23 protein-coding genes and 1 pseudogene are annotated in these 24365 nt (G+C 73.1%); 7 read left to right on the forward strand and 17 right to left on the reverse strand.

The window, feature by feature from the left end; genetic code table 11:
* Positions 1-183: 183 nt before the first annotated feature.
* Positions 184-1521 carry a D-alanyl-D-alanine carboxypeptidase family protein gene (locus ACSNOG_RS19010; RefSeq protein WP_436753848.1) on the forward strand — a complete coding sequence of 446 codons (1338 nt, stop codon included), beginning with the start codon at positions 184-186 and terminating at the stop codon, positions 1519-1521.
* 6 nt (positions 1522-1527) lie between these two features.
* On the opposite strand, the gene ACSNOG_RS19015 is transcribed toward ACSNOG_RS19010, so the two are convergent.
* The 3 genes from ACSNOG_RS19015 to trpS form a co-directional block, all read right to left on the reverse strand.
* Positions 1528-2400 (reverse strand): YihY/virulence factor BrkB family protein, encoded by an 873-nt coding sequence (locus ACSNOG_RS19015; RefSeq protein WP_436753849.1) that lies wholly within the window; start codon positions 2398-2400, stop codon positions 1528-1530.
* Between the two features lie 49 nt (positions 2401-2449).
* The gene (locus ACSNOG_RS19020; protein ID WP_436753850.1) at positions 2450-3037 is read right to left on the reverse strand and encodes a 2'-5' RNA ligase family protein; all 588 of its coding nucleotides are present in this window, start codon (positions 3035-3037) and stop codon (positions 2450-2452) included.
* Positions 3038-3170: 133 nt separating this feature from the next.
* Entirely contained in the window at positions 3171-4184 is a 1014-nt protein-coding gene (gene trpS / locus ACSNOG_RS19025) for a tryptophan--tRNA ligase (protein WP_436753851.1), read from the reverse strand.
* 124 nt (positions 4185-4308) lie between these two features.
* On the opposite strand from trpS, the gene rocD reads away from it, so the two are divergent.
* The 4 genes from rocD to ACSNOG_RS19045 all read left to right on the forward strand — a co-directional run bounded on the left by rocD (position 4309) and on the right by ACSNOG_RS19045 (position 7280).
* Positions 4309-5514, forward strand: coding sequence for an ornithine--oxo-acid transaminase (rocD, locus tag ACSNOG_RS19030; RefSeq protein ID WP_436753852.1), 1206 nt, complete (start codon positions 4309-4311; stop codon positions 5512-5514).
* Between the two features lie 126 nt (positions 5515-5640).
* Positions 5641-6219, forward strand: coding sequence for a TetR/AcrR family transcriptional regulator (locus tag ACSNOG_RS19035; protein WP_436753853.1), 579 nt, complete (start codon positions 5641-5643; stop codon positions 6217-6219).
* A 45-nt stretch (positions 6220-6264) separates the two neighbouring features.
* A complete protein-coding gene (locus ACSNOG_RS19040) occupies positions 6265-6681 on the forward strand; it encodes a (R)-mandelonitrile lyase (protein ID WP_436753854.1) in 417 nt (138 codons plus the stop codon).
* A 23-nt stretch (positions 6682-6704) separates the two neighbouring features.
* Complete coding sequence (locus ACSNOG_RS19045) at positions 6705-7280, forward strand: DUF4865 family protein (protein WP_436753855.1); 576 nt, start codon at positions 6705-6707, stop codon at positions 7278-7280.
* A gap of 27 nt (positions 7281-7307) precedes the next feature.
* Here ACSNOG_RS19045 and ACSNOG_RS19050 read toward each other — a convergent pair whose 3' ends face one another.
* The 3 genes from ACSNOG_RS19050 to ACSNOG_RS19060 form a co-directional block, all read right to left on the reverse strand.
* Positions 7308-8495 carry a glutathionylspermidine synthase family protein gene (locus tag ACSNOG_RS19050; protein WP_436753856.1) on the reverse strand — a complete coding sequence of 396 codons (1188 nt, stop codon included), beginning with the start codon at positions 8493-8495 and terminating at the stop codon, positions 7308-7310.
* A gap of 4 nt (positions 8496-8499) precedes the next feature.
* On the reverse strand, positions 8500-8898 hold the full coding sequence (locus ACSNOG_RS19055; RefSeq protein WP_436753875.1) for a hypothetical protein: 399 nt from the start codon (positions 8896-8898) through the stop codon (positions 8500-8502).
* A gap of 106 nt (positions 8899-9004) precedes the next feature.
* Positions 9005-10453 carry a PLP-dependent aminotransferase family protein gene (locus ACSNOG_RS19060; RefSeq protein ID WP_436753857.1) on the reverse strand — a complete coding sequence of 483 codons (1449 nt, stop codon included), beginning with the start codon at positions 10451-10453 and terminating at the stop codon, positions 9005-9007.
* Positions 10454-10500: 47 nt separating this feature from the next.
* Here ACSNOG_RS19060 and ACSNOG_RS19065 point away from each other — a divergent pair, with 47 nt between their 5' ends.
* Complete coding sequence (locus ACSNOG_RS19065; RefSeq protein ID WP_436753858.1) at positions 10501-10983, forward strand: carboxymuconolactone decarboxylase family protein; 483 nt, start codon at positions 10501-10503, stop codon at positions 10981-10983.
* A gap of 86 nt (positions 10984-11069) precedes the next feature.
* Here ACSNOG_RS19065 and ACSNOG_RS19070 read toward each other — a convergent pair whose 3' ends face one another.
* The 10 genes from ACSNOG_RS19070 to ACSNOG_RS19115 all read right to left on the reverse strand — a co-directional run bounded on the left by ACSNOG_RS19070 (position 11070) and on the right by ACSNOG_RS19115 (position 23590).
* Positions 11070-12053: an ABC transporter substrate-binding protein gene (locus ACSNOG_RS19070; protein WP_436753859.1), complete on the reverse strand. Its 984-nt coding sequence runs from the start codon at positions 12051-12053 to the stop codon at positions 11070-11072.
* Positions 12043-14070: an ABC transporter permease gene (locus tag ACSNOG_RS19075; RefSeq protein ID WP_436753860.1), complete on the reverse strand. Its 2028-nt coding sequence runs from the start codon at positions 14068-14070 to the stop codon at positions 12043-12045. The genes ACSNOG_RS19070 and ACSNOG_RS19075 overlap by 11 nt, the downstream gene beginning before the upstream one ends.
* Positions 14067-15134, reverse strand: a complete 1068-nt coding sequence (locus ACSNOG_RS19080; RefSeq protein ID WP_436753861.1) for a quaternary amine ABC transporter ATP-binding protein — start codon at positions 15132-15134, stop codon at positions 14067-14069. Before ACSNOG_RS19080 ends, ACSNOG_RS19075 begins: the two co-directional genes overlap by 4 nt.
* Complete coding sequence (locus ACSNOG_RS19085) at positions 15131-16693, reverse strand: GMC family oxidoreductase (RefSeq protein WP_436753862.1); 1563 nt, start codon at positions 16691-16693, stop codon at positions 15131-15133. The genes ACSNOG_RS19080 and ACSNOG_RS19085 overlap by 4 nt, the downstream gene beginning before the upstream one ends.
* 52 nt (positions 16694-16745) lie before the next feature.
* Positions 16746-18254 (reverse strand): aldehyde dehydrogenase family protein, encoded by a 1509-nt coding sequence (locus ACSNOG_RS19090; RefSeq protein WP_436753863.1) that lies wholly within the window; start codon positions 18252-18254, stop codon positions 16746-16748.
* Between the two features lie 124 nt (positions 18255-18378).
* Positions 18379-19422 (reverse strand): hypothetical protein, encoded by a 1044-nt coding sequence (locus tag ACSNOG_RS19095; protein ID WP_436753864.1) that lies wholly within the window; start codon positions 19420-19422, stop codon positions 18379-18381.
* Between the two features lie 13 nt (positions 19423-19435).
* Positions 19436-19960: a hypothetical protein gene (locus ACSNOG_RS19100; protein ID WP_436753865.1), complete on the reverse strand. Its 525-nt coding sequence runs from the start codon at positions 19958-19960 to the stop codon at positions 19436-19438.
* Positions 19957-21639 (reverse strand): hypothetical protein, encoded by a 1683-nt coding sequence (locus ACSNOG_RS19105; RefSeq protein ID WP_436753866.1) that lies wholly within the window; start codon positions 21637-21639, stop codon positions 19957-19959. The genes ACSNOG_RS19100 and ACSNOG_RS19105 overlap by 4 nt, the downstream gene beginning before the upstream one ends.
* Positions 21640-21919: 280 nt before the next feature.
* Positions 21920-22909, reverse strand: coding sequence for a malate dehydrogenase (locus tag ACSNOG_RS19110; RefSeq protein ID WP_436753867.1), 990 nt, complete (start codon positions 22907-22909; stop codon positions 21920-21922).
* Between the two features lie 189 nt (positions 22910-23098).
* Positions 23099-23590, reverse strand: a complete 492-nt coding sequence (locus tag ACSNOG_RS19115; protein ID WP_436753868.1) for a DUF2690 domain-containing protein — start codon at positions 23588-23590, stop codon at positions 23099-23101.
* A gap of 74 nt (positions 23591-23664) precedes the next feature.
* On the opposite strand from ACSNOG_RS19115, the gene ACSNOG_RS19120 reads away from it, so the two are divergent.
* Positions 23665-23985: a hypothetical protein gene (locus tag ACSNOG_RS19120; protein ID WP_436753869.1), complete on the forward strand. Its 321-nt coding sequence runs from the start codon at positions 23665-23667 to the stop codon at positions 23983-23985.
* Here the strand turns inward: ACSNOG_RS19120 and ACSNOG_RS19125 are convergent.
* A pseudogene (locus ACSNOG_RS19125) lies at positions 23967-24131 on the reverse strand (helix-turn-helix domain-containing protein); the annotation flags it as partial. The gene ACSNOG_RS19120 and the pseudogene ACSNOG_RS19125 sit on opposite strands and share 19 nt — an antisense overlap.
* Between the last annotated feature and the right edge of the window lie 234 nt (positions 24132-24365).

A 24365-nucleotide genomic window follows, 5' to 3' on the forward strand; every position in this document is an offset into this window, starting at 1 on the left:
GCCGCGGGGGCTGCGGGGGCCGCGGAGGCCCCGGACGCGGCGGGGGCGGCGTCGGACGTAGTGCTCGGCATGGGTTTCAGTATGCGTTCGGGTCAGCGCACTAGTCCTATCGGGTCCCCGGCCGTCGTCCGAGCCAGTGAGGCGGCGACTGGAACCCCCAGGTGGCGGGGTAGTTTCACGGACGTGCCGACGACATCACGCCCCACGCGGGCCGCCGCGACGCGACGACGTCACGGGGCCGCGCTCGTGGCCGCCGCCTCCCTGATCGTCCCGCTGACGACCGCCGCCCCCGCCCTCGCCGAACCCACGCCCTCGCCGACCCCGAGCCGCCCGAGCGTGAGCCCGAGCCCCTCGGGCGTCCGCAGCCCCGGCGGCGCGACCGCCGTGGAGGACGACGGCAAGGGCATCGGCCGGGGCGCGCCCCGCAGGCCGCCCGCCCGGATGTCCACCGTGGGCGGCGAGATGCTGGGCCGGCCGGGCCCGCAGGTGCAGCTCGGCCCGGGCGCGCCGCAGCTGCCCAAGGAGCTCAGCGGGCGCTCCTGGCTCGTGGCGGACGCCGAGTCGGGCGAGATCCTCGCCGCGAACAACGCGCACTGGCAGCTGCCGCCGGCCTCGACCCTGAAGATGCTCTTCGCCGACACGGTGCTGCCGAAGCTGCCGCGGACGAAGACGCACCGGGTGTCCCCCGCCGACCTGGAGGGCATGGGGGCGGGCAGCAGCGCCGTGGGCGTCAAGGAGGGCTCGTCGTACAGCGTCCACGACCTGTGGCTGGGCGTGTTCCTGCGCTCGGGCAACGACGCGGTGCGCGTCCTCGCGTCCATGAACGGCGGGATCCCGAAGACGGTGAAGGACATGCAGGCGCACGCCGAGGACCTGCAGGCGCTGGACACCCACGTCGTCACCCCCGACGGCTACGACGCGGACGAGCAGGTCTCCAGCGCGTACGACCTGACGCTGTTCGCCCGTTCGGGGCTGCAGAAGGCGGACTTCCGGGAGTACTGCTCGACGGTGTCGGCGCAGTTCCCCGGCGAGGAGAAGCCGGGCAAGCCGCGCGAGAGCTTCGGCATCATCAACACGAACCGGCTGCTGACCGGCGAGGGCATGCCCAAGGGCCTGCCGTACCCGGGCATGGCCGGGGTGAAGAACGGCTCGACCACGAACGCGGGCAACACCTTCACGGGCGTCGCCCAGCACGACGGGCGCAAGCTGCTGGTGACGGTGATGAACCCGGAGATCCAGGAGCAGTACGAGGTCTACAAGGAGACCGCGCGGCTCCTGGACTGGGGCTTCGAGGCGGCCGGGCACGTCAAGCCGGTCGGCATGCTGGTTCCCCCGAAGGGAGGCGCCGCGGGCGGCAAGGACGGCGCCGGCAAGTCCGGCGGGGACCACTCGCAGGCCTCGGTGGCGGGCTCGGGCTCCGGCGGCATGTGGACGGCGGTGGGCATCGCGGGCGGCGCGCTGGCGGCCCTGGCCGCCGGGGCGTTCGTGGTGCACCGCCGCTGGCCGCGCCCGAAGGGGTAGCCGGCCTCAGCCCTTGCCCTCTTCGCCGGTCGGCGGCTCCGTCGCCGACCGCGTGGCCGTCCACGCCGCGCAGAACAGCACCAGCTTCGCCATGAAGTTGATCCACAGGAGCAGCGCGACGGGCGTGCCGAAGGCCCCGTACATGCTCTTGGCGGCGACGCCGCGCAGATAGCCGCCGAGGAGCAGCTTCAGCAGCTCCAGGCCGACCGCCCCGAGCAGCGCCCCGACGACGAGGCGCCGCCGGGGGGGCAGGACGCCGGGCAGCCGGGAGAGCACGTAGAGCATCAGCAGGAAGTCGGCGAGGACGGCGATGCAGAAGCCGGTCACGGTCAGCAGCCCGCCGACGCCGTCCAGACCGGTCCTGGCGGCCACCCAGTCCACGGCGGCCTGCGCGAAGGCCGAGCAGCCCAGCGAGAGCAGGGCGACGCCGCCGAGGCCGAGGAGCACCGCGCCGTCCTTGAGCCTCAGCAGGACGGGGTTGCCGGGGCTCTCCTCCTTCTCCCAGACGGCGCGCAGGCACTCCCGCAGCGAGCCGATCCAGCTGACGCCGGTGAACAGGAGCAGCGCTCCGGCCACGATCCCGACCGTGCCCGCGTTGTCGACGAGGCTGCTGAGGTCGAGCTGGCCGGAGATGCCGGGCACCTGCTCGGCGAGCCGCCGCTCCAGGTCGCGCATCTGCTCCTCGCTGAGCAGGGCCGCGCCGACGGCGGCCCCCACGGTGAGCAGGGGGAAGAGGGCCACGAAGCTGACGAAGGTGATCGCGGCGGCGAGCCTGGTCCACTTCACCCGGTCCAGGGTCTCGTACGACCGCCACGCGTGCGTCCGCATGAGGCGGGTGATCAGGGGCCCGATGACGGGCAGCCGCGTCAGCCATTCCATGGCGTACGTCTACCACCCGGACGGGCGGTTACGCCCGCGCCGAACTGCGCTAACGCGAAGGCGCGGGGGGTCGTACGCCGGTCTGCTGGGGGACGGCCGGCGCCGTCCCCTCCCCCTCCCCGAACGGATACTCGCGCTCCAGGCGCCACACGCCGTCCTCGCCCTGCTCGTAGAGGGCGAAGGCGTCGATCGTCCAGGCGGCCCGGAAGGCGGCGAGCTCCTCGTAGGCGCGGTCCATGGCCTCCTCGGCGATGCCGTGGGCGATGGTCACGTGCGGGTGGTAGGGGAACTGCAGCTCGCGGGCGACGGGCCCGGAGGCGTCCCGGATGCGCTTCTGCAGCCAGGCGCAGGAGGCGGAGCCCTCGACCACGTTGACGTAGACGACGGGCGAGAGGGGGCGGAAGGTGCCGGTGCCGGACAGGCGCATGGGGAACGGCCGGCCCTCGGCGGCCACCCGGGCGAGGTGCTCCTCGATGGCGGGCAGGGACGAGGTGTCGACCTCGGTGGGCGGCAGGAGGGTGACGTGGGTGGGGATGCCGTGTGCGTGCGGGTCCCCGAAGCCCTCGCGGCGCTTCTGGAGGAAGCTGCCGTACGGCTCCGGGACCGCGATCGAAACGCCGAGCGTTACGGTCCCCATTGCGTTCTCCCTCCTGTGCGCCTGTATGTCTCCGTGGCCAGTGTGACGGCTGTGCCACACCCCGTGCCAGAGCTCCTGGTCCCGTACGGGCCGGGACCAGGTGCCCGGAGCGCTGCCGGTGGCCCGGCCGCCCTCAGTGCTTGGCGGGCAGGAAGCCCACCTTGTCGTACGCCTGGGCGAGCGTCTCCGCCGCGACCGCGCGGGCCTTCTCGGCGCCCTTCGCCAGGATGGAGTCCAGCGTCTCGGGGTCGTCGAGATATTCCTGCGTGCGGGCGCGGAACGGGGTCACCCACTCCACCATGACCTCGGCGAGGTCCGTCTTGAGCGCACCGTAGCCCTTGCCCTCGTACTTCTGCTCCAGATCCGCCATTCCCGTACCGGTGAGCGTGGCGTAGATGGTGAGCAGATTGCTGACGCCGGGCTTGTTCTCCGGGTCGAAGCGGATCACCGTGTCGGTGTCGGTGACCGCGCTCTTGATCTTCTTGGCGGAGACCTTGGGCTCGTCGAGGAGGTTGATCAGGCCCTTGGGGTTCGCCGTGGACTTGCTCATCTTCGCCGTGGGGTCCTGCAGGTCGTAGATCTTCGCCGTCTCGCGGACGATGTGTGCCGCCGGGAGGGTGAAGGTGTCGCCGAAGCGGCCGTTGAAGCGCTCGGCCAGGTCGCGCGTGAGCTCGATGTGCTGGCGCTGGTCCTCGCCCACCGGGACGGCGTTCGCCTGGTAGAGGAGGATGTCGGCGACCTGGAGGATCGGGTACGTGAAGAGGCCGACCGTGGTGGCCCCGGCGCCCTGCTTGGCGGACTTGTCCTTGAACTGCGTCATCCGGGAGGCCTCGCCGAAGCCGGTGAGGCAGTTCATCACCCAGCCGAGCTGGGCGTGCTCGGGGACGTGGCTCTGCACGAAGAGGGTGCAGCGCTCGGGGTCCAGGCCGGCGGCCAGCAGCTGGGCCGCGGCGAGGCGGGTGTTGGCCCGCAGCTCCTTCGGGTCCTGCGGCACGGTGATCGCGTGCAGGTCGACCACCATGTAGAAGGCGTCGTGGGTCTCCTGCAGGGCCACGTACTGGCGGACGGCACCGAGGTAGTTCCCCAGGTGGAACGAGCCTGCGGTGGGCTGGATACCGGAGAGAGCGCGCGGTCGATCGAGGGCCATGCGCACATTCTCTCAGGTGCGGCGCCCGACTCCGTCCGACGGTGGGGCCGCGAGTAGTAGAAAGGTGGAACAGGGGGCACAGCAATGCCCGCACACGCATGCCCGTACACGAACGGAGCACACGGTGACTTCCACGGAACGCAGCATCGCCGCCGCCGAGTCCCACAGCGCGCACAACTACCACCCGTTGCCGGTCGTCGTCGCGTACGCGGAGGGCGCCTGGATGACGGACGTCGAGGGGCGGCGCTATCTCGACATGCTCGCCGGGTACTCCGCGCTCAACTTCGGCCACGGCAACCGGCGTCTGATCAACGCCGCGAAGGCGCAGCTCGATCGGGTGACGCTGACGTCGCGCGCCTTCCACCACGACCGCTTCGCCGAGTTCTGCACCGAGCTCGCCGCCCTGTGCGGCAAGGACATGGTGCTGCCCATGAACACGGGCGCGGAGGCGGTCGAGACGGCCGTGAAGACCGCCCGCAAGTGGGGGTACAAGGTCAAGGGCGTGCCGGACGGCCGGGCGAAGATCGTCGTGGCCGGGAACAACTTCCACGGCCGCACCACCACGATCATCAGCTTCTCGACGGACGAGGAGGCGCGGGCGGACTACGGCCCCTACACGCCGGGCTTCGAGATCGTCCCCTACGGCGACCTGGCCGCCCTGGAGGAGGCCGTGGACGACCACACGGTCGCCGTGCTGCTGGAGCCGATCCAGGGCGAGGCGGGCGTGCTCGTGCCGCCGGCCGGCTACCTGCCGGGCGTGCGGCGGCTGACCGCCGAGCGCGGGGTGCTGTTCATCGCGGACGAGATCCAGTCCGGCCTGGGGCGCACCGGCAGAACGTTCGCGTGCGACCACGAGGAGGTCGTGCCCGACATGTACGTGCTGGGCAAGGCGCTGGGCGGCGGCGTGGTGCCGGTGTCGGCCGTGGTGGCCTCCCGGGACGTCCTCGGCGTGTACCGGCCCGGCGAGCACGGCTCGACGTTCGGCGGGAACCCGCTGGCCTGCGCGGTGGCGCTGGAGGTCATCGCGATGCTGAAGTCCGGCGAGTTCCAGCAGCGGGCCACGGAGCTGGGCGAGCACCTCCACCAGGAGCTGAGCCTGCTGGTGGGCTCCGGCGCGGTGGAGGCGGTGCGCGGGCGCGGCCTGTGGGCGGGCGTGGACATCGCCCCGTCGCACGGCACGGGCCGGCAGATCTCGGAGCGCCTGATGGAGCGGCGGGTGCTGGTGAAGGACACGCACGGGTCCACGATCCGGATCGCGCCGCCGCTGGTGATCAGCAAGGAGGACCTCGACTGGGGTCTGGACCAGCTGCGGGCGGTGCTGGGCTCCTGATGAGGTGAGGGGGCAGGGAGGGACCGGCGTGAAGGCCGGCCCCTCCCTTTCCCTCCGTGGCCCTCCCTTTCCCTCCATGGCCCTTCCCCTTGATCATTTGTACCTACTGGTATGTACACTCCTCCCATGAGCACCTCGGAAACCTCGGAACGCCTCATCGAGAGCACCCGCGAGCTGCTGTGGGAGCGCGGTTACGTCGGCACCAGCCCCAAGGCCATCCAGCAGCGCGCCGGAGCCGGGCAGGGCAGCATGTACCACCACTTCAGCGGCAAGCCCGACCTCGCGCTGGCCGCGATCCGGCGGACCGCGCAGGAGATGCGCGGCAAGGCCGAGCAGCAGCTCGGCGGGCCCGGCACGGCCGTGGAGCGGATCACCGCCTACCTGCGGCGCGAGCGCGACGTCCTCAAGGGGTGCCCCGTCGGGCGGCTGACGCAGGACCCGGACGTCATGGCCGACGAAGCGCTGCGGGCGCCGGTGGACGAGACGTTCGTGTGGCTGCGGGGGCGGCTCACCGAGGTGCTCGCGGAGGGCGTCGCGCGCGGCGAGCTGTCCGCGGCGCTCGACCCGGCGGCCACCGCCGCGACGATCGTCGCCGTCCTCCAGGGCGGCTACGTCCTGGCCCGCGCGGCCGGCTCGACGGCGCCGTTCGAGCAGGCCGTCGACGGGGTGCTCGCGCTGCTCGCCGCCCAGACCACCGCTTCCTGACCGGATTCCCGACCGGCCCGACCGGATCCCTGACCGGAGACAGCCATGCAGATCACGCGTACCGAAGCGATCACGTCCACGCCCTCCTCCGAGTGGGTCACCGGCACCGTCCACGTCACGTCGATCGCCGTGGCCGAGGAGGCCCCCTCGCGGCTGCGCATCGACGACGTCCGCTTCGAGCCCGGCAGCCGCACCCACTGGCACCGCCACCCCGCCGGCCAGTTCCTGCACATCACCGACGGCACCGGCCTGGTGCAGCGCCGCGGCGGCCCGGTCGAGGTCGTGCGGGCCGGCGACCGGGTGCACATCGCCCCCGGCGAGTGGCACTGGCACGGCGCCGGGCCCACGACCTCCATGACCCACCTGGCCGTCCTGACGGCCGCCGAGGACGGCACCGAGGCCGAGCGCGGCGAACCCGTCACCGACGCCTGTTACCCGGCCGGCCCCTCCGTCATCGTCTGAGCCCGCGAAAGGCGCAACGCCCCATGTACGCCAAGCAGTACGAGATCACCCTCCCCGCCGACTACGACATGGGGATCATCCGCGAGCGGGTCGCCACCCGCGGCCACGCCCTCGACGACCGCGCCGGCATGGCCCTGAAGGCCTACGTCATCCGCGAGCGCGGCGTGGACGGCTCGCCCGTCAACCAGTACGCGCCGTTCTACCTGTGGAACGACACCGCCGCGATGAGCCACTTCCTCGTCGGCGGGGGCGGGTTCGAGGGCATCGTCCGCGACTTCGGGCGGCCTGTCGTACGGCACTGGACGGGGATCGCCGCCGAGGCCGGGCCCGCGCGGGGCGCCGTGCCGCGGGCGGCGACCCGGCGGCTGACGCAGCTGCCCGCCGAGGGGCTGACCAAGAAGGTCGCCGAGGAGACCGAGGCCCTGCGCGACCTCGCCCGCCACCACGACGGCGTGCACACGGCCGCGCTCGCCGTCGACCCGCACCACTGGCAGCTGCTGCGCTTCGTGCTGTGGCGGGAGGCCGCTCCGGCGCCCGGGGACGGCGAGGACGCCGGCGAGCGGTACGAGGTGCTGCACCTGTCCACGCCGGAGCTCTGACCGCCCGGGCCGCCGGTCGCCGGGCGTTCAGCCGTCGATCACGTGCGGGACGAACCGCGCGTACTCGTCGGTGATCAGCCCCGCCGACTCCCTGATGCCCAGCCCCGCGGGCTCCCCGTCGACCACCCACGCGCCGAGGACCGTGCGGTTGCCGTCGAAGTCCGGGAGCGGGCACAGCTGCTGGTAGCAGCACGGCTCGTCCCGCGGCGCCGGGTCCGTGCCCGCCTCGTGGACGGTGATGCCCGCGCCTTCCCGGCCCAGCAGCGGCTTGGCGACCCAGCCTCCGCCGCGGGCGAGCTCCCGCGGGCCGTCGAGGTAGGCGGGGAGGAGGTTGGGGTGCCCCGGGTGGAGCTCCCACAGGACGGCCAGGAGCGCCTTGTTGGACAGCAGCATCTTCCACGCGGGCTCGATCCACAGCGTGGATCCCGTACCGCCGCCGTTGTCGAGGGTGTCCAGGGCGTGGGCGCCGAAGCGGTCGGTCGCCAGCCACTCCCACGGATAGAGCTTGAAGCAGGAGCGGATGAAGGCGTACCGCTCGTCCACGAAGCGGCCGGAGAGGGCGTCCCAGCCGATGTTCTCCATGGAGATCGCCCGGGTGTCCAGGCCGGCCTGCTCGGCGGTCTCGCGCAGGTAGGCGACCGTCATCAGGTCCTCGCCCAGCTCGTCGCCGGCCGAGTGCGCGAAGTACAGCGGCGCGCCGGGCGGCAGCAGCGGAGCCTGCCGCTTCCAGGCGTCGACGAGGCGCTCGTGCAGGGAGTTCCACTGGTCGAGGCCGGGGAAGCGGTCCTCCATCCAGAACCACTGGGCGCTCGCCGCCTCCACCAGGGAGGTGGGCGTGTCGGCGTTGTACTCCAGCAGCTTGGCGGGGCCGCTGCCGTCGTGGCGCAGGTCGAAGCGGCCGTAGACGGAGGGGAGTTCGTCGCGGCGGCGCCAGGACTCGGCGATCAGCGCGGTCAGCGCCGGGTCGGTGAGGCCGAGGTCGGCGAAGCGGTCGTGCTCGACGATGTGCGCGGCCGCGGCCGTGCACATCTCGTGCAGCTCCGCGACGGTCTCCTCCAGTTCCTCGACCTCGCCGAGGGTGAAGGAGTAGTACGCGCTCTCGTCCCAGTACGGGCGCAGGGTGCCGTCCGGGAGGCGGGTCAGGGGGTAGATCACGCCCTGCTCCTCGACGGTGGCCTGCCAGCCGGGGCGGGGCTCGGTGCGGTGGCGGCGCATCGGGTCAGCCGCCGCCGGAGCCGGAGTTCGAGCAGCCGAAGCCGCCCCGGTCGACGGCCTGGCTCTTGCTGAAGGTGCCGCTGTCGGTGTAGCCGCCGGACTTGCCGGAGCCGTAGTACCAGCGGCCGGTGCCGGCCGTGCCGCCGCTGCTGCTGCCGGTGCTTCCGCTGCTGCTGCCGCTGCCCTTGTTCTTGCACGCCTTGGAGTCGACGACCCGGTAGCCGCCGCGCGCGGCGTCGTAGCTGTTCGGGTCGACGCAGCGCTTGTCCGGCTCGGATCCGCAGGAGGTCAGGGCCGCGGCGAGCGCGCCCATCCCGCCGAGGATGACCGTGGACGAGCGCAGCCTGCGCCGCGTCCTGCCCGGCCTGCCCGTCCTGACCGTCCCGCCCGTCTTGTCCGTCATGCAGATGACCCCCGTCATGTTCTGCTTCTGGCGTTTCGCCTGGTGTCGCATCGGTTGTTCCGCGCTCGCACTCGCGTGCGATGCGGCCACTCACCCTAAGGGGCTCTCACTCCGCCGGCGGCAGGACCCTCAGCAGGGCCTCCAGGGCTCCCGGGAAGGCGTGGTCGGGCGGGGTCCCGTAGCCGACGATGAGGCCGCTGGGGGCGTGCTCGGAGGGCGGGGTGCAGCGCAGGCGGGCGAGGCCCTCCAGGGCCAGACCCTCCCACGCCGCGGCCTGGAGGGTGGGGTGCTCCGTGCCCGGCGGGAGTTCGAGGACGGCGTGGAGGCCCGCCGCGATGCCGGTGACCTTGATGTGCGGGGCGCGCTCGGCGAGGACCTCGACCAGCCGGTCGCGCCGCCGCCGGTAGCGCAGCCGCATCGCGCGGATGTGACGGTCGTACGCGCCGGACGTGATGAATTCCGCGAGCGTCAGCTGCTCCAGGGCGCCCGAGCTCCACTCCCCCGCCCGCTTGTGGGCCAGCACCTCGCCGGCCAGGTGCTCGGGCAGCACCATCCACGCGAGCCGCAGCCCCGGCGCGAGGGACTTGCTCGCGGTGCCGAAGTAGACGATGCGCTCCGGGCTGAGACCCTGCAGACAGCCCACCGGCTGCCGGTCGTAGCGGAACTCGCCGTCGTAGTCGTCCTCGAGGATCGTCCCGCCGCTGCGGGCCGCCCAGTCGACGACCGCGGCGCGCCGGTCGGGGTGCAGGGGCACGCCGGTGGGGAACTGGTGCGCCGGGGTGATGAGCACCGACCGGACGGCCGCCTTGCCGCCCTCCAGCACGCCGACGTCCGCGCCCCGCCCGTCCAGCGGCATCGGCAGACAGCGCAGCCCGGCTCGCTCCAGCGCCTCCCGGTGGAACCACAGCCCGTACTCCTCCACCCCCATCTCCCGCGTCCCGCGCTCGCGCAGCACGCGGCTCACCAGCCCCAGGCCCTGGGTGAAGCCCGAGCACACCACGATCCGCTCGGGGTCCGCGTGCACGCCGCGGGCCCGTGCCAGGTAGTCCGCGAGGGCCGTGCGCAGCTCGATCCGGCCGCGCTCGTCGTAGTGCCCGAACGCGTCGTGCGGGGCGGCCGCCATCGCACGGCGGGCCGCGGCGAGCCACGCGGCGCGCGGGAAGGCGGAGACGTCGGCGCTGCCGGGGCGCAGGTTGTAGACGGGGCGCGGCGGCGTCCGCACGGGCGGCGTGCGGCGCTCGGGCGCGCGCGCCGCGGCCCGCCTGGCCACCCGCGTGCCCGATCCCTGACGGGCCGTCAACCATCCTTCGGCGACGAGCTCTCCGTACGCGTCGGCCACGGTGTTGCGGGCCACGCCGAGGTCGGCCGCGAGCGTACGGGAGGAGGGCAGCCGGCTGCCGGGCGTGAGCCGGCCGCTGCGGACGGCCTCGCGCAGGGCCCGGATGAGGCAGGCGCGCACCCCGCCCGGCCCGCTCAGATCCAAATGGAAGTCCACGCCCGCGCCGTCGCCGGCGCCCTTGGGGCCGGCCTCCGAAGTGGCCCATGATTTCTCCATGAGAATGGACCATACCCGTGGGCTGCCTCCGGCCTAGTGTCGTAGCCATGACGAACGCGACCGCACAGACCACCACCCACCACCACGCCCCTCGCATGCTGCTCCACGAGGTCGCCCCCGAGGTCCAGAAGGCGATGCTGAGCCTGGAGCGGGCCGCCCGGAAGGGCCTGGAGACCTCCCTCGTCGAGCTGGTCAAGATCCGCGCCTCGCAGCTCAACCACTGCGCCTTCTGCCTGGACATGCACACCAAGGACGCCCGCCGCCTGGGCGAGACCGAGGAGCGCATCTACCTCCTCGACGCCTGGCAGGAGGCGGCCGGCTTCTACACCGAGAAGGAGCAGGCGGCCCTCGCCCTGACCGAGGCCGTCACCCTGCTGCCCTCCGGCGTCTCCGACGAGGTCTACGAGCGGGCGGCGAAGCACTTCCCCCAGGAGGAGCTCGCCCAGCTGATCGCCATGATCGTCACCATCAACGCCTGGAACCGCATCGGCGTGACGACGGGCCTGGCCCCGGGCGCGTACGCGGCCTGACCTTCCTCCCGCACGCGCGAGCGGCGCCGTCCCACGGGGGGACGGCGCCGCTCGGCCGCTTGCTCTTCCGCCGGCTTACGGACTGCTCACCGCAGCCACTTCTTCCAGACCTCCGGGTTCTTCTCCACCCAGCGCTTCGCGGCCTCGTCCGCGCTGAGCTTCTCCTCGGCGATCATCTGGGAGACGGCGTTCTGGTCGTCCTTCGACCACTGGAAGTTCTTCAGGAAGCGGGCCGCCTTACCGCCCTTGCGGGAGAAGTCCGCGTTGAGGAACTTCTGCAGCTTCGTCGTGGGGTAGGCGCAGTTCACCGTCGCCGGGTCCTTCGCCCCCTTGTCCGCGCACTCCTGGGTGTACGCGGGCAGCTTCACCTCCACCATCGGCACCTCGTTGAAGAGCCACTGGGGCTCGTACCAGTAGGTGAGGAAGGGCTTCTTGTCCTTGGCGGACTGCTGGATCTGGGTGATCTGCGCCGCCTCGGAGCCCGCGAAGACGACCTTGTAGTCCAGGTCCAGGTTCGCGACGAGCGCCTTGTCGTTGGTGACGTACGACGGCGAGCCGTCCAGGAGCTGGCCCTTGCCGCCGCTCTCCGGAGAGCGCAGCTGCGAGGCGTACTTGTTGAGGTTGCGCCAGTCCAGGACGTCGGGGTGGGCGTCCGCGAAGTACTTCGGCACCCACCAGCCGATGTGGCCGGTGACGCCGAGGTCACCGCCGGAGGCGATGGTCTTCTTGTCCTCGACGTACCGCTTCTCCTGCTCCGGGTGACCCCAGTCCTCCATGATCGCGTCGACGCGGCCCTGGCTGAGGGCGTCCCACGCGGGCACCTCGTCCACCTGCACGGTGTCCACGCGGTAGCCCAGCTCGTGCTCCAGCAGGTACTTGGCGACGGCCGTGTTGGCGCGCGCGCCCACCCAGGACTGCACGGACAGCGTGACGGTCTTCGTACCCGCCGCGGCGGCGTACGGAGACGCCTGCTTGGTCATGTCCGCCGCGCCGCAGCCGGTGGCCGTGGCGGCGGCGAGGACGGCCAGGGCGGCCGCGGCCACCACCGTCCTGCGAGTTCTACGCGCCATCACGCGCTCCCTTCGTCGGCTGCGTGACCCGGTCGAGCATCAGCCCCAGGCACGCGATGGCCACACCCGCCGTCAGGCCGGTCGCCAGGTCGCCCTGCGCGAGGCCGAACACGACCTCGTAGCCGAGCGCGCCGCCACCGACGAGACCGCCGATGATGACCACGGACAGCACCAGCACCACGGCCTGGTTGACCGCGAGCAGCAGCTGCGGGCGGGCCAGCGGGAACTGCACCTGACGCAGCTGCTGGCCGCCGGTCGCGCCCAGCGAACGGGCGGACTCCATGGCGCCGGGGTTCACCCGGCGCAGGCCCTCGCTCGCGATGCGGACCACCGCGGGCAGCGCGTAGACGATCGCGGCCGCGGCCGCCGGGGCCCGGCCGACGCCGAACAGCGCCACGACGGGAATCAGGTACACGAACTGCGGCATGGTCTGGAAGACGTCCAGGACCGGCCGCAGCAGCCGCTCCACGCGCGGGCTGCGCGCGGCGGGCACGGCGATCGCGAAGCCGAGCACGAGCGTGACGGCCACCGCGGCCACCACCTGCGACAGCGTGTCCATGGACAGCTCCCAGCGGCCCAGCACGCCGATCGCGGCCAGCGAGGCGACCGCCGTCAGAGCGGTGCGCCACGTGCCGATGAGCCAGGCGAGGGCGGCCACGAGGAGGAGGGCGCCCCACCAGGGGAGGGCCTGGAGGCCGTCGCGCAGGGGGTCGAGGACCCAGGCGGTGTAGTGGGCGGCGAGGTCGGCGGTGCCGCCGATGCCGGGGAGGCCGGTGTAGAGGTGGTCGACCATCCAGTCCTTGGCATCGTTCACCGGGGCGGCGATCGCCACCGTCCAGGTGTCGGGCCACGACTGGCTGGACACCTGGCCCAGGCCCAAGACAGCCAGGATGGCCACGGCCCACGTGGTCAGCGTTCGGGTGCGGGTCCGTTGCGGGTTGTGCCCACCCGTCCCGCCCTGCGGGACGCCTGCCCACAACCGGCGAGGAGCGGCCGCGCCCGCCGTCGTGCGGTCCAGGACGATCGCCAGGAGGACGATCGGGATGCCGGCGGCGAGCGCGCTGCCCACGTCCACCGTCGACAGGGCCTGGTAGACGCGGTCCCCCAGGCCGTCCGCGCCGATGACGGAGGCGATGACGGCCATGGAAAGGGCCATCATGATGGTCTGGTTGACGCCCAGGAGCAGTTCGCGGCGGGCGAGCGGCAGGCGCGCGGTCAGCAGCCGCTGGCGGCCGGTCGCGCCGAGCGACTCCACGGCCTCCAGGACGCCCTGGTCGGTGGAGCGCAGGCCGAGCGCCGTGAGACGGGCCATGGGCGGGGCGGCGTAGACGACGGTCGCGAGGACGGCGGGCGCCACGCCGATGCCGAAGACGAGGACGACGGGCAGCAGGTACGCGAAGGCGGGCAGCGCCTGCATGGTGTCGAGGACGGGCCGCAGCGCGCGGAACGTGCGGTCCGACAGGCCCGCCGCGAGGCCCATCAGCGCGCCCACGGCGACGGACACCGCCACGGCCACGATCATCAGGGCGAGGGTGCGCATCGTGGGCACCCACATGCCGAGCAGGCCGCAGGCGGCGAACGAGGCGAGGGCGGTCACGGCGACGCGGGCGCCGGCGACGCGCCAGGCGATCAGCGCGGCGGCCGCCGTCACGCCGGCCCAGCCGAGGGCCAGCAGGACGGTGTAGACCGCGTGGACGGCGCCGATGATCGCGCCGCTGATGTGCCCGAAGAAGTACAGGAAGGCCCAGTGGCTGTCGCGGTTGTCGATGATCCAGTCGCTGGCCCCGGTGAGGGGCCCGGTCAGGTCGACGGTGAGCGCGGACGGCCAGGTGCCGCTGCCGTGGAGGGCCGCCGCCACGGGGCCGAGGACCGCCGTGACCGCGGCGAGGACGAGCAGCTTGCGGGCCGCGGGGCGGGCCCACAGGGCACGCAGCGCGGGGGCCGCGGGGTGCGGTGCCGAGGCGTCGCGGCCGGGCGGCGCCGTCTTCATCTGCGGAGGAGCCGTGTGTACGGTCATGCCGCCGTCCTTTCGCCGGCGGTGCCCGCGTCCAGGCCGGCGACCACGCCCAGCAGGCTGCGGTGGTCGACGACGCCGACGCAGCGGCCGCCGTCGACGACGCGGGCCGGGGTGCCGGTGCGCGCGACCGTCTCGATCGCTTCGGCGACGGTCGTCGTGGGGGCGAGGCTCTCGCCCGCGTCCGCTTCGCCCTCGGCGGCGGGCCGCATGGCGCGCCGGACGGTCAGGACCTGCTCGCGGGGGACGTCCCGGACGAAGTCGCGGACGTAGTCGTCGGCCGGGGAGCCCACGATCTCCTCCGGCGTCCCGCACTGCACGACGCGGCCGTCGCGCATCAGGGCGATCCGGTCGCCGAGGCGCAGCGCCTCGGACAGGTCGTGGGTGATGAAGACCATGGTGCGGCCCTCGTCGCGGTGCAGGCGGACGACCTCCTCCTGCATGTCGCGGCGGATGAGCGGGTCGAGGGCGCTGAACGGCTCGTCGAAGAGGAGGACTTCGGGGTCGGCGGCGAGGGCGCGGGCGAGGCCCACGCGCTGCTGCTGGCCGCCGGAGAGCTGGCCGGGCCGGCGGTCCTCCATGCCCGCGAGGCCGACCTTCTCCACCATCTCGGCGGCCTTGGCGCGGCGCTCGGGCTTGGCGACGCCCTGGATCTCCAGCCCGTAGGCGACGTTGTCGAGGACGGAGCGGTGCGGGAGCAGCCCGAAGTGCTGGAAGACCATGGCGGCGCGGTGGCGGCGCAGCTCGCGCAGGGCGCCCTTGTCCATGCCGCACACGTCCTCGCCGTCGATGGCGATGGTGCCGGAGGTCGGCTCGATGAGCCGGGTCAGGCAGCGCACCAGCGTGGACTTACCGGAGCCGGAGAGGCCCATGACGACGAAGACCTCGCCCTGGCGGACGTCGAAGGAGACGTCGCGGACGGCGACGGTGCAGCCGGCCTGCTCGCGCAGCTCCTCGGCGGACAGGGCGGCCAGTTCGCCGCCGGGGACGCGGTCGGCCTTGGGCCCGAAGACCTTCCACAGGTTGCGGACGCTGAAGACGGCGGGAGTATCGCCATTGCCGTTCATCGGGGGTCACCCCCGGTGCCGGGGCCTGCTACAAGCATCTCCGCACACTTCTCTCCCACCATCAGGACTCCGATCATCGGGTTCACGGCGGGCATCGTCGGGAAGACGGACGCGTCCGCGATGCGGATGTTCGTCAGGCCGCGGATGCGCAGCTCGGGGTCGACGACGGCGAGGGCGTCGTCGGCGGCGCCCATCCGGCAGGTGCCGGCGGGGTGGTAGACGGTGTGCGCGGCCTTGCGGACGAGCTCGCTGATCTCCGCGTCGTCGGTGACCTCGGGGCCGGGGAAGACCTCGCGCTTGAGCCACTTCTTGAAGGGCTCGGCCCGGGCGACCTTGCGGGCGAGCTTGATGCCGTCGACGAGGGTGCGGCCGTCGTAGTCCTCCGCGTCCTCGAAGTAGCGGAAGTCGAGGGCCGGCTTGACCTCGGGGTCGGCCGAGGTGAGGTAGAGGCGGCCGCGGGCCCGCGACTTGGGGATGTTCGGGGTCATGGACACGCCGTGCTCGGGGCGTTCGTAGCCCAGGCGCTCGGGGTTGTCCGTGAAGGGGATCTGGTAGAAGTGGAACATCAGGTCGGGGCCCTGGTGCTCCGGGTCCCGCTTGACGAACAGGCCCGCGTCGGAGTCCATCGCGGAGTTGCCCGGCAGGGGCCCCTCGGTCTCCCAGACGATGACGGACTCGGGGTGGTCGATGAGGTTCTCGCCGACGCCCGGCAGGTCGAGCACGCAGGGTATGCCGAGCGCTTCGAGGTCCCGCTTCGGGCCGATGCCCGAGTGCATCAGCAGCCGGGGGGTGTCGACGGCGCCGGCGCACACCAGCACCTCGCGCCCGGCCTCGACGTAGATCTCCTCGCCGTCCTTGGTGCGGACGTGCACGCCCTTGGCGCGGGTGCCCTCCAGCTCCAGCTTGTGCGCCCAGGTCTCCAGCATCAGCCGGAGGTTGGGCCGGTCGCCGGCCTCCATGTGGGGGTGGAGGTAGGCGACGGAGGCGGAGGAGCGCTTGTTGGTCTCCGGGTGGTACGAGAGGTCGAAGAAGCCGACGCCCTCGTCGAAGGGCTCGTCGTTGAAACCGACGACCTCCGGTACGCCGAGCGCGGTCTTGACGGCCTCGATCCAGTCGGAGGCGATGGCGTTCTGGTCCTTCTTGGCGACCCGCACGATGTTGTTGCGGAGCTTGCCGAAGTAGGGGTCCATGGCCTTCGCGCCCCAGCCGGCGGCGCCCGCGGCCTCCCACTCGTCCCAGTCGGACGGCAGGGGCTTGAAGGAGATCAGGGTGTTGTGGGAGGAGCAGCCGCCCAGGACCTTGGCGCGGCTGTGCAGGATGTGCGAGTTGCCGCGGGGCTGTTCCGTGGTGGTGTACTCGTAGTCCAGCTCGCCGCCGAGCAGGCCGAGCCACTTGCGCAGCGTCAGTACGTCCTCGCGGTCGATGTCGGACGGGCCGCCCTCGATGACGACGACGGAGGTCTGCGGGTCCTCCGCGAGGCGGGAGGCGATGACCGAGCCGGCGGTGCCTCCGCCGACGACGACGTAATCGGCCGTGATCTTCTGGACTGCGGGGGGCATGGGGGTACTCCTCGGGGGCAGGAAGGTTCTTCGCTTACGGAATGAGGCTGGCTCAGCCGGCGAACCAGCGCACCGGCTCGGGCGCGAGGTTCTGGTAGACGTGCTTGGACTCGCGGTATTCGGCCAGACCCGCCGGGCCCAGCTCGCGGCCGATGCCGGACTTGCCGAATCCGCCCCATTCCGCCTGCGGCAGGTAGGGGTGGAAGTCGTTGATCCACACGGTGCCGTGCCGCAGCCGGCCGGCGACGCGGCGGGCGCGGCCCGCGTCCTTCGTCCACACGGCGCCGGCGAGGCCGTACTCGGTGTCGTTGGCCAGGGCCACGGCCTCGTCCTCGGTGCGGAAGACCTCGACGGTCAGGATCGGGCCGAAGGTCTCCTCGCGGACGACCTTCATGGCGCGGTGGCAGTGGTCGAGGACGGTCGGCGAGAAGAAGTAACCGCCTGCGGGGCGCACCTCGTTCGGCTCGGGCTGGGAGCCGCCGCAGCGCAGCGTGGCGCCTTCGGCGAGGGCGGAGGCGACGTACGCCTCGGTCTTGTCGAGCTGCTGCGCGGAGACCAGCGGGCCGCACTCGACGCCGTCCTCGGTGCCGCGGCCGAGGCGGATCTTCGCGGCGCGGCGGGCGAGTTCGGCGACGAAGCGGTCGCGGACGGACTCCTCGACGATGAGCCGGGAGCCGGCCGAGCAGACCTGGCCGCTATGGATGAACGCGGCGTTGAGGGCCTGGTCGACGGCGGTGTCGAAGTCCTCGTCGGTCGCGCAGGCGTCGGCGAAGACCACGTTGGGGTTCTTGCCGCCGAGTTCGAGGGCGACCTTCTTGACGGTGGGCGCCGCGGCCTGCATGACCTTGGTGCCGGAGGCGAGGCCGCCGGTGAAGGAGACGAGGTCGACGTCGGGGTGCTCGGACAGGCGGGCGCCGACGGGGTCGCCGGCGCCGGTGACGAGGTTGCCCACGCCGTCCGGCAGGCCGGCCTCGGCCAGCAGCTTCATCAGCAGCACGGTGGACAGCGGGGTGACCTCGCTGGGCTTGATGACGAAGGTGTTGCCCGCCGCCAGCGCGGGGGCGATCTTCCAGCTGGCCTGCAGCAGCGGGTAGTTCCAGGGGGTGATCAGCGCGCAGACGCCGACCGGCTCGTGGACGACGACGCTGTGCACGGTGTCCGAGCCCGCGTCGACGACGCGGCCGCCGCCTTCGCCCACGACGAGGTCGGCGAAGTAGCGGAAGGCGTCGGTGACGCAGTCGACGTCGGTGCGGCCCTCTTCGAGGGTCTTGCCGGTGTCGCGGCTCTCGGTCAGCGCGATCTCCTCGCGGTCGCGCTGGAGGAGGTCCGCGACGCGGCGCAGCAGCGCCGCCCGCTCGGCGACGGGCGTCCGCGGCCACAGGCCCTGCCCGCCGTCGAAGGCGCGGCGGGCCGCGGCGACGGCGGCGTCCGTGTCGTCGGCGCCGCCTTCGGAGACCACGGCGAGGGTCTTGGCGTCCGCGGGGTCGAGCACCTCCCGCTGGGCGCCGGACGCGGCGGCGCGCCACACCCCGTCGACGTGGATGGTCTCGGCTGACGACATGTCTTCTCTGCCTTCCGGTTCTGGTCGGTCCCGCTGCCGCCGGCAGGACGCTCGGGCGGCAACGGGACGCGCCTAACCAAAAGGCGAAAAGCTATGCCTCTTTCTTCACAAAGAGTGACGGGGGTCACTCCGTGTCGCTGCCGCCACTGCTGCTCGCGCAGTACCCGGAGGGGCAGAAGGAGCCCAGCAGCACCCGGTAGATCTCCTGGTGCGCGCTCCACTCGTCGGCGGGCCCGGCGACCAGCAGTGCGTACTGCCGCCCGTCGGGTCCGGTGAAGGCCCGGTCGGTGACGCGGCGCACGGTGCCGTCGGGCCTGACGTAGCTGTACTCCAGCTCCGCGGCGTCGGAGGAGGGGCCACTCACCGTGGTCAGCCCCAGCTTGCGGTACCCCTTGTTTCGAGACACCGCCCGCTCGGTCTCCTCCAGGGACGCGTAGGGCGTGGGCTCGGCCCCGGCCAGGGTGAACACCTGGATCAGGCTGCCGCCGTCCGCCCGCCGGAAGAAGACGCTGGCGCCTTCCGTGGTGCGCTGCCAGCCCCGGGGGACGTCCGCGCGGAAGCCGGAGGGGTCCTCCGTGCGCCGGAAGCCGGCCGGGGTGCTCGGCGCGGGAGCCCCGGAGGCCTGACCGGACCCCGGTCCGGCTCCCGGTCCGGAGAAGGCGCCGGGCGGGGAGCTCGGGCTGTAGCCGCCGGTGCCGTAGCCCGTGGTGCCGGCGGTGAAGCCACCCGTGAACCCGCCGGTGGTCCCGCCGGTCACCCCTCCTGTCGTCCCGCCGGTCGTTCCGCCGGTGGTCCCCGTCGTCCCGGTGGTGCCCGAGATGCTGCCGTACGACGGGTACGGGCTCGGCACGACGCTCGCGCTCGCGCTGGGCGACGCGCCGCCGGATCCGTCCGCACCCGTGCCGTCGCCGTCCCGCATCAGGGCCCAGGCGCCGACGCCCAGGCCGCCCGCGAGGACCACCCCGGCCAGCGCACCGGCCAGGATCGCCGCGTGCGACGGCCCTTCGGGCATGCCGTCCGGGGGTCCGGGGAGCAGGCGGACCTCGGGCTCGTCGGGATCGTGCAGGCGGTCGTGGTCGCGCGCGGCCTCCTCCCGCGCCCCCTGCGGCCGCCGTCCGGGCGGGTCGTCCTCCACCCACTGCTGGAGATCCGCGTCCCAGCGGCTCATGTGCCCCGCCCCCTCACGCCAGCAGCCGGCCGGCCGACTCGGCGACCGCGGCCGCCGAGGCCAGGCCGCCGGCGGCCGTGGCTCCACTGCTCAGCAAGGCCCGCAGCCGCACCAGCCGGCCGCGCTGCGTGCGGCCGGTGCGGCGGGCCTCGTCCTCCAGGCCGGCCAGCTCGTCGCCGACGGCGTCGACGCCGTCGCCCTCGGCCCGTGCGAGCAGGGGCAGTTGGCGGCGCAGCTCCGCCACGGCCTCCAGCAGGTCGGGCGGCACGGCCAGGGCGTCGCGGGAGGAGTCGACGGCCCGCGCCTGCCGGCCCGCGGCCACCGCGCCTCCCGTGAGCTCGCCGACGGCGACGCCGCCGTCGCGGGGTACGTCCGCGGGTACGCGGCTTAACCCGCTGCCGGCCCGGGCGTCGTGGGCGGCCCGCTCCGCGCGGTTCTCCGCGCGCGCCCGCTCCCCGGCGGCCACGGCGCCGCCCGTCATCCGTCCGATCGCGACACCGCCGCCGGTGCGGCCGTCGTCGTGCTTCCGGTCCGTCATGATCCCCCGTCCTTCTTCGTGGTGTTCCTGGCCTGCGCGCCGCTGCCCGCGGCCACGGCGCCGCCGCTCATCGAGCCGATGAACACGCCGCCCTCGCTGACCTGCACGATCTGCTGCTCGAACTGGTCGGTCTCGTAACCCTGGGAGCGCAGGGCGTCGCGTACGCCGCTCGCGATGCGGTCCTGGACCGTCTTCACGTAGCGGCTGATGTCCATCTCCTGGAAGAGCGAGACGGAGTGCACTCCGGCGATCTCGCGCACGGAGTCGGCCGGGCCGTCCGGGACCGCGCGGCGCGGGTCCGCCAGCCACGTGCGGAAGCCGGCGACGGCCGTGCGGACCGTCGAGACGGCCGACGCGAACCCGGCGGCGGGTGCGGACAGCAGGGCGCGGGCGCCGTCGCGCAGGATGTCGTCCTCGCCGCGGGCGGCGATCACGTCGACCGCGCGGAACTCCGGCTTGACCGGCATCAGGACGTGCGGCACGACCTCCAGCACCAGCATGCCGCCCTGGGTGTGCACCCGGACCAGCACGGAGACGACGACCTGCTCGTCCCACGCGCCGACGCGCACGCGCAGGAAGTAGCGGCGCGCCTCGCCGCCCTCGTCCACGGCCTCCCGCAGGTGCTGCAGGATGTCGGGCTCGTCGTAGCGGACCTCGGGCCGGTGGGGTCCCACCGGCAGGTAGACGAACTCCTCGACCTCCAGGTCCTTGAGCCGGTCGCGGCTGGTCGCGGCGGCGGAGTCGCGCAGCGCCTCCAGGCGGGGCCGGATCAGGTCCACGACGGCGCGGGCGGTGAACGGCGGCCGCACGGCCCCCGCCTTGCCGCCGTCCCGGGGCTTGAGCTCCAGGACGAACGACCACGGCTCGTACGGGCGGCCCATGCCGATGAACGGGCGGGAAGGGTCGTAGATGGTCAGGCCCGCGTACTGCTCGCGGTCGATCGTCGCCGCGATGCGGCGGTGGTGGCGCGAGCGCGGCACCGCGCGCGGGTGGTGGGCGAAGGCCTCGCGGCCGAGCTCCAGGCGCATGACGGCGGCGACGCGGGAGCGGTGCATCCACACGGGCAGGACGAGGAGCAGCGGAAAGAGCAGGGCCGCCCAGTTCCCCGCGCCCTCGAAGAGGGCGATCAGGGCCACCGCCCAGTAGGCGAGCTGCAGGACGGGCGGCCCGACCGCCCGCAGGGCGCGCAGCGAGGCCTTGCCCTTGACGGCCTCGCGCAGGGTCTTCTTGTCGACCGCGTAGACGGCGCTGCCGTGCCCGGCGGCCGCCTGCCCGATCCACTGCGCCACGCACACCACGGCGTAGAGCGCGGCCCAGGGGGCCTCCGTCTCCGGGTCGGTGCCGCCGTCCGCCGCGAAGCCGACGACGAAGAACGCGACCCACAAGCAGGCCAGCAGCACCGCCGTGAGCACGTCCTGCGAACGCGCCCGCAGCGCGTGGGTGAGCACCGGCACGACGTCGATGCCGAGCGACGGCGCGATCGGCCGCTCCTCGTGCTCCACCAGTTCCTCGATGACCCGCCGGCGGAAACCGAGGTCGAGATAGGCCCCCGCGCAGAGCAGCCGGGTGGCCTCGCTCCGGGCGTCGGCCCGGGAGTCGGGGCGGGGTGTACCGGTCGTTTTCCCCGGGCCGGACGACTTGGCCTGATCGGCTCTTGTGGATCCAGCGGATAAGGACATTGATCCCCCGATCGTCGAACTCACCTGCGAATTCACAGGAGTTGACGGACTGTCGGAGAACTCACAATAAGCCAAACACCTTCCCGTGGACCCCTACTTACACCCGAATGACGGGCCGAAAACCGCCCCCGTCCGGGCGTACGGCCGCACGTGCGTACGCCAAAAAACGGGAGTGGCCCGGCAGCCGTTGCTGCCGGGGCACCCCCGCCGGAGATCCGGATTCCGGTCCGTGGACCGGAATCCGCTGATCAGATGGGGATCGGACGCGGATCGGACGCGATCAGAGGAGACCGAGGGCGCGGACCGCGTCGCGCTCCTCCGCCAGCTCCTGGACCGAGGCGTCGATGCGGCCGCGGGAGAAGTCGTTGATCTCCAGGCCCTGGACGATCTCGTACTTGCCGTCCTTGCAGGTGACCGGGAAGGAGGAGATGAGGCCCTCGGGGACGCCGTAGGAGCCGTCCGAGGGGATGCCCATGGAGGTCCAGTCGCCCTCGGCGGTGCCGTTGACCCAGGTGTGGACGTGGTCGATGGCGGCGTTGGCGGCCGAGGCGGCCGAGGACGCGCCGCGGGCCTCGATGATGGCCGCGCCGCGCTTGGCGACGGTCGGGATGAAGGTGTCCGCGAGCCAGGCCTCGTCGTTCACGATCTCGGCGGCGTTCTTGCCGGCGATCTCCGCGTGGAAGATGTCCGGGTACTGGGTGGCCGAGTGGTTGCCCCAGATCGTCAGGCGCTTGATGTCGGCGACGGACGAGCCGGTCTTCTGGGCCAGCTGCGTCAGGGCGCGGTTGTGGTCCAGGCGGGTCATCGCGGTGAAGCGCTCGGCCGGGACGTCCGGCGCGGCGGCCTGGGCGATCAGGGCGTTGGTGTTGGCCGGGTTGCCGACGACGAGGACCTTGATGTCGTCCGCGGCGTGGTCGTTGATGGCCTTGCCCTGCGGCTTGAAGATGCCGCCGTTGGCCTCCAGCAGGTCACCGCGCTCCATGCCCTTGGTGCGCGGGCGGGCGCCGACCAGCAGCGCGACGTTCGCACCCGCGAAGCCGACGTTCGGGTCGTCGGTGATGTCGATGCCGCGGAGCAGCGGGAAGGCGCAGTCGTCGAGCTCCATGGCGGTGCCCTCGGCGGCCTTCAGGCCCTGCGGGATCTCCAGCAGGCGCAGCTTGACCGGCACGTCCGCGCCGAGGAGCTGACCGGAGGCGATGCGGAAGAGCAGCGCGTAGCCGATCTGGCCGGCTGCACCGGTGACGGTGACATTGACGGGAGTGCGGGTCATGGCGATCTCCTGCTGCGAACTGGGGTTGGGTGTCCCTGCCCATGAGTGAGGATCTCTCTCGGTATCAAGAGATCCGGCGTCAGGCTATCCGACCCGGCCCGCTCCGAACCCCCGCCCCCGTGTGGGACGCCTCACCGTGCCGCGCCGGGGCCCCGCCCGCCCGGCGCCCGCCCGGCGTCGATCCGGCGCTCACCCGGCCGGGGCGGAGGCGGTGCGGGCCACCGTGCACCCCTCGGGGCCCGAGGTCAGCGTGGCGCAGGCCTTCGCCTTGCCCGGCCCGGAGACCGCGACCATGGGGGTGTAGCCGTCGGCGTCGCGCACCACCCGGCCGGACTCCGAACGGGCGGGCGTGCCGCCCTCCGCGGCCGCGTCTATCCGGACGGCGTCGCCCGGCGCCGCCTGCGTTATGCGCGCCCACGCCGCGCCGCACACCTGGCTGTAGCGGACCTCGACGTAGGACGTGCCGACGGTCGCGGACCCGGCCGTCGTGGCGCGGCCGCCGCCGCAGCCCATGGCCTCGGGGTCTTTGCCACTGCACTCGGCGCCGGTGCACTTGACGCCGGCGGGCAGGACGGCGGAGGGCGAGGTGAGCGGCGGCGCGCTGCCGGGGGCTTCTCCCGTGCCGTCGCCGACGCCCAGCAGCAGCACGACCGCCGCGACGACGAGGAGCGCGCCCACCACGCCGGTGACGAAGAGGGCCGCGCGGCGGCGGGGCGCCGGGCAGCGGGGCGAGGCCCGGGGAAGCGCTCTCCTCCGTGGCCGCCGCCCGGCGCACCGCCTCGTGGCAGAGCGGCTCCGAGAGCACCGCTCCCGGCCGGCCCGCCGCGCCTGCGGGCTGCGAGGCGGCCTGGGGAGCCGCCTGGGGGGCGGCCTGCGGCGGGCCGAACTCTCCCAGCGCGGCCCGCGCCCGGGCGACCCGGGCCGACTCCACGGTCGAGTCGTGCCGCATCTCGCTGCGGCTCCACGCCCGCTCGGCGAGCTCCCACATCGTGCTCAGGTGGACCACGTCGGTCCCGGTCGCCTCGGCCAGCGCCTCGGCGGCCCCCAGCGGGGGCAGCAGCCGCCCGCCGAGATAGCGTTCCCACGACGTCTTGCTGTAACCCGTGCGGTCGGCGACGGCGCCGATGCTCAGCCCGCTGCGCTCCACGAGTCTGCGCAGTTGTTCGGTGAATTCGCGCACTTCCGGGTCGAGTTCCTCCGGTAGCGCCCTCCAACGAGGCATTGCACTCCCCTGTCCCCCGATGTCTGCGGTGCTCTTCCCCTGCCTTGCCCTTCCGTGCCGCGGCGCCCCTTCCGCAGCTTCAGTGCTGGCTACCCAAGGGGATGCCGCAATCCAGCATGGCAGTTCCCCCGGGCGGGGCGCATCGTGGCATTTGGGTTAATCAGAGGCCCCGCCACGCGCCCTTGTCGCATCTGCTGCACAACTGATACGCGACGGCGAACTCGTCGCAGAACG

Origin of the sequence: Streptomyces sp. URMC 124 (assembly GCF_051386455.1) — a bacterium.
In the GTDB taxonomy this organism is placed as follows: domain Bacteria; phylum Actinomycetota; class Actinomycetes; order Streptomycetales; family Streptomycetaceae; genus Streptomyces.

Bases quoted from the DNA above. Each gene is read 5' to 3' on its own strand.
- ACSNOG_RS19040 (WP_436753854.1), top strand. From the start codon at position 6,265: ATGCAGATCACGCGTACCGAAGCGATCACGTCCACGCCCTCCTCCGAG.
- trpS (WP_436753851.1), bottom strand. From the start codon at position 4,184: ATGGCCCTCGATCGACCGCGCGCTCTCTCCGGTATCCAGCCCACCGCA.
- ACSNOG_RS19045 (WP_436753855.1), top strand. From the start codon at position 6,705: ATGTACGCCAAGCAGTACGAGATCACCCTCCCCGCCGACTACGACATG.
- ACSNOG_RS19035 (WP_436753853.1), top strand. From the start codon at position 5,641: ATGAGCACCTCGGAAACCTCGGAACGCCTCATCGAGAGCACCCGCGAG.
- ACSNOG_RS19080 (WP_436753861.1), bottom strand. From the start codon at position 15,134: ATGAACGGCAATGGCGATACTCCCGCCGTCTTCAGCGTCCGCAACCTG.
- ACSNOG_RS19015 (WP_436753849.1), bottom strand. From the start codon at position 2,400: ATGGAATGGCTGACGCGGCTGCCCGTCATCGGGCCCCTGATCACCCGC.
- ACSNOG_RS19050 (WP_436753856.1), bottom strand. From the start codon at position 8,495: ATGCGCCGCCACCGCACCGAGCCCCGCCCCGGCTGGCAGGCCACCGTC.
- ACSNOG_RS19075 (WP_436753860.1), bottom strand. From the start codon at position 14,070: ATGACCGTACACACGGCTCCTCCGCAGATGAAGACGGCGCCGCCCGGC.
- ACSNOG_RS19090 (WP_436753863.1), bottom strand. From the start codon at position 18,254: ATGTCGTCAGCCGAGACCATCCACGTCGACGGGGTGTGGCGCGCCGCC.
- ACSNOG_RS19095 (WP_436753864.1), bottom strand. From the start codon at position 19,422: ATGAGCCGCTGGGACGCGGATCTCCAGCAGTGGGTGGAGGACGACCCG.
- ACSNOG_RS19065 (WP_436753858.1), top strand. From the start codon at position 10,501: ATGACGAACGCGACCGCACAGACCACCACCCACCACCACGCCCCTCGC.
- ACSNOG_RS19100 (WP_436753865.1), bottom strand. From the start codon at position 19,960: ATGACGGACCGGAAGCACGACGACGGCCGCACCGGCGGCGGTGTCGCG.
- ACSNOG_RS19070 (WP_436753859.1), bottom strand. From the start codon at position 12,053: ATGGCGCGTAGAACTCGCAGGACGGTGGTGGCCGCGGCCGCCCTGGCC.
- ACSNOG_RS19020 (WP_436753850.1), bottom strand. From the start codon at position 3,037: ATGGGGACCGTAACGCTCGGCGTTTCGATCGCGGTCCCGGAGCCGTAC.
- ACSNOG_RS19105 (WP_436753866.1), bottom strand. From the start codon at position 21,639: ATGTCCTTATCCGCTGGATCCACAAGAGCCGATCAGGCCAAGTCGTCC.
- ACSNOG_RS19055 (WP_436753875.1), bottom strand. From the start codon at position 8,898: ATGACGGACAAGACGGGCGGGACGGTCAGGACGGGCAGGCCGGGCAGG.
- ACSNOG_RS19060 (WP_436753857.1), bottom strand. From the start codon at position 10,453: ATGGAGAAATCATGGGCCACTTCGGAGGCCGGCCCCAAGGGCGCCGGC.
- ACSNOG_RS19110 (WP_436753867.1), bottom strand. From the start codon at position 22,909: ATGACCCGCACTCCCGTCAATGTCACCGTCACCGGTGCAGCCGGCCAG.
- ACSNOG_RS19085 (WP_436753862.1), bottom strand. From the start codon at position 16,693: ATGCCCCCCGCAGTCCAGAAGATCACGGCCGATTACGTCGTCGTCGGC.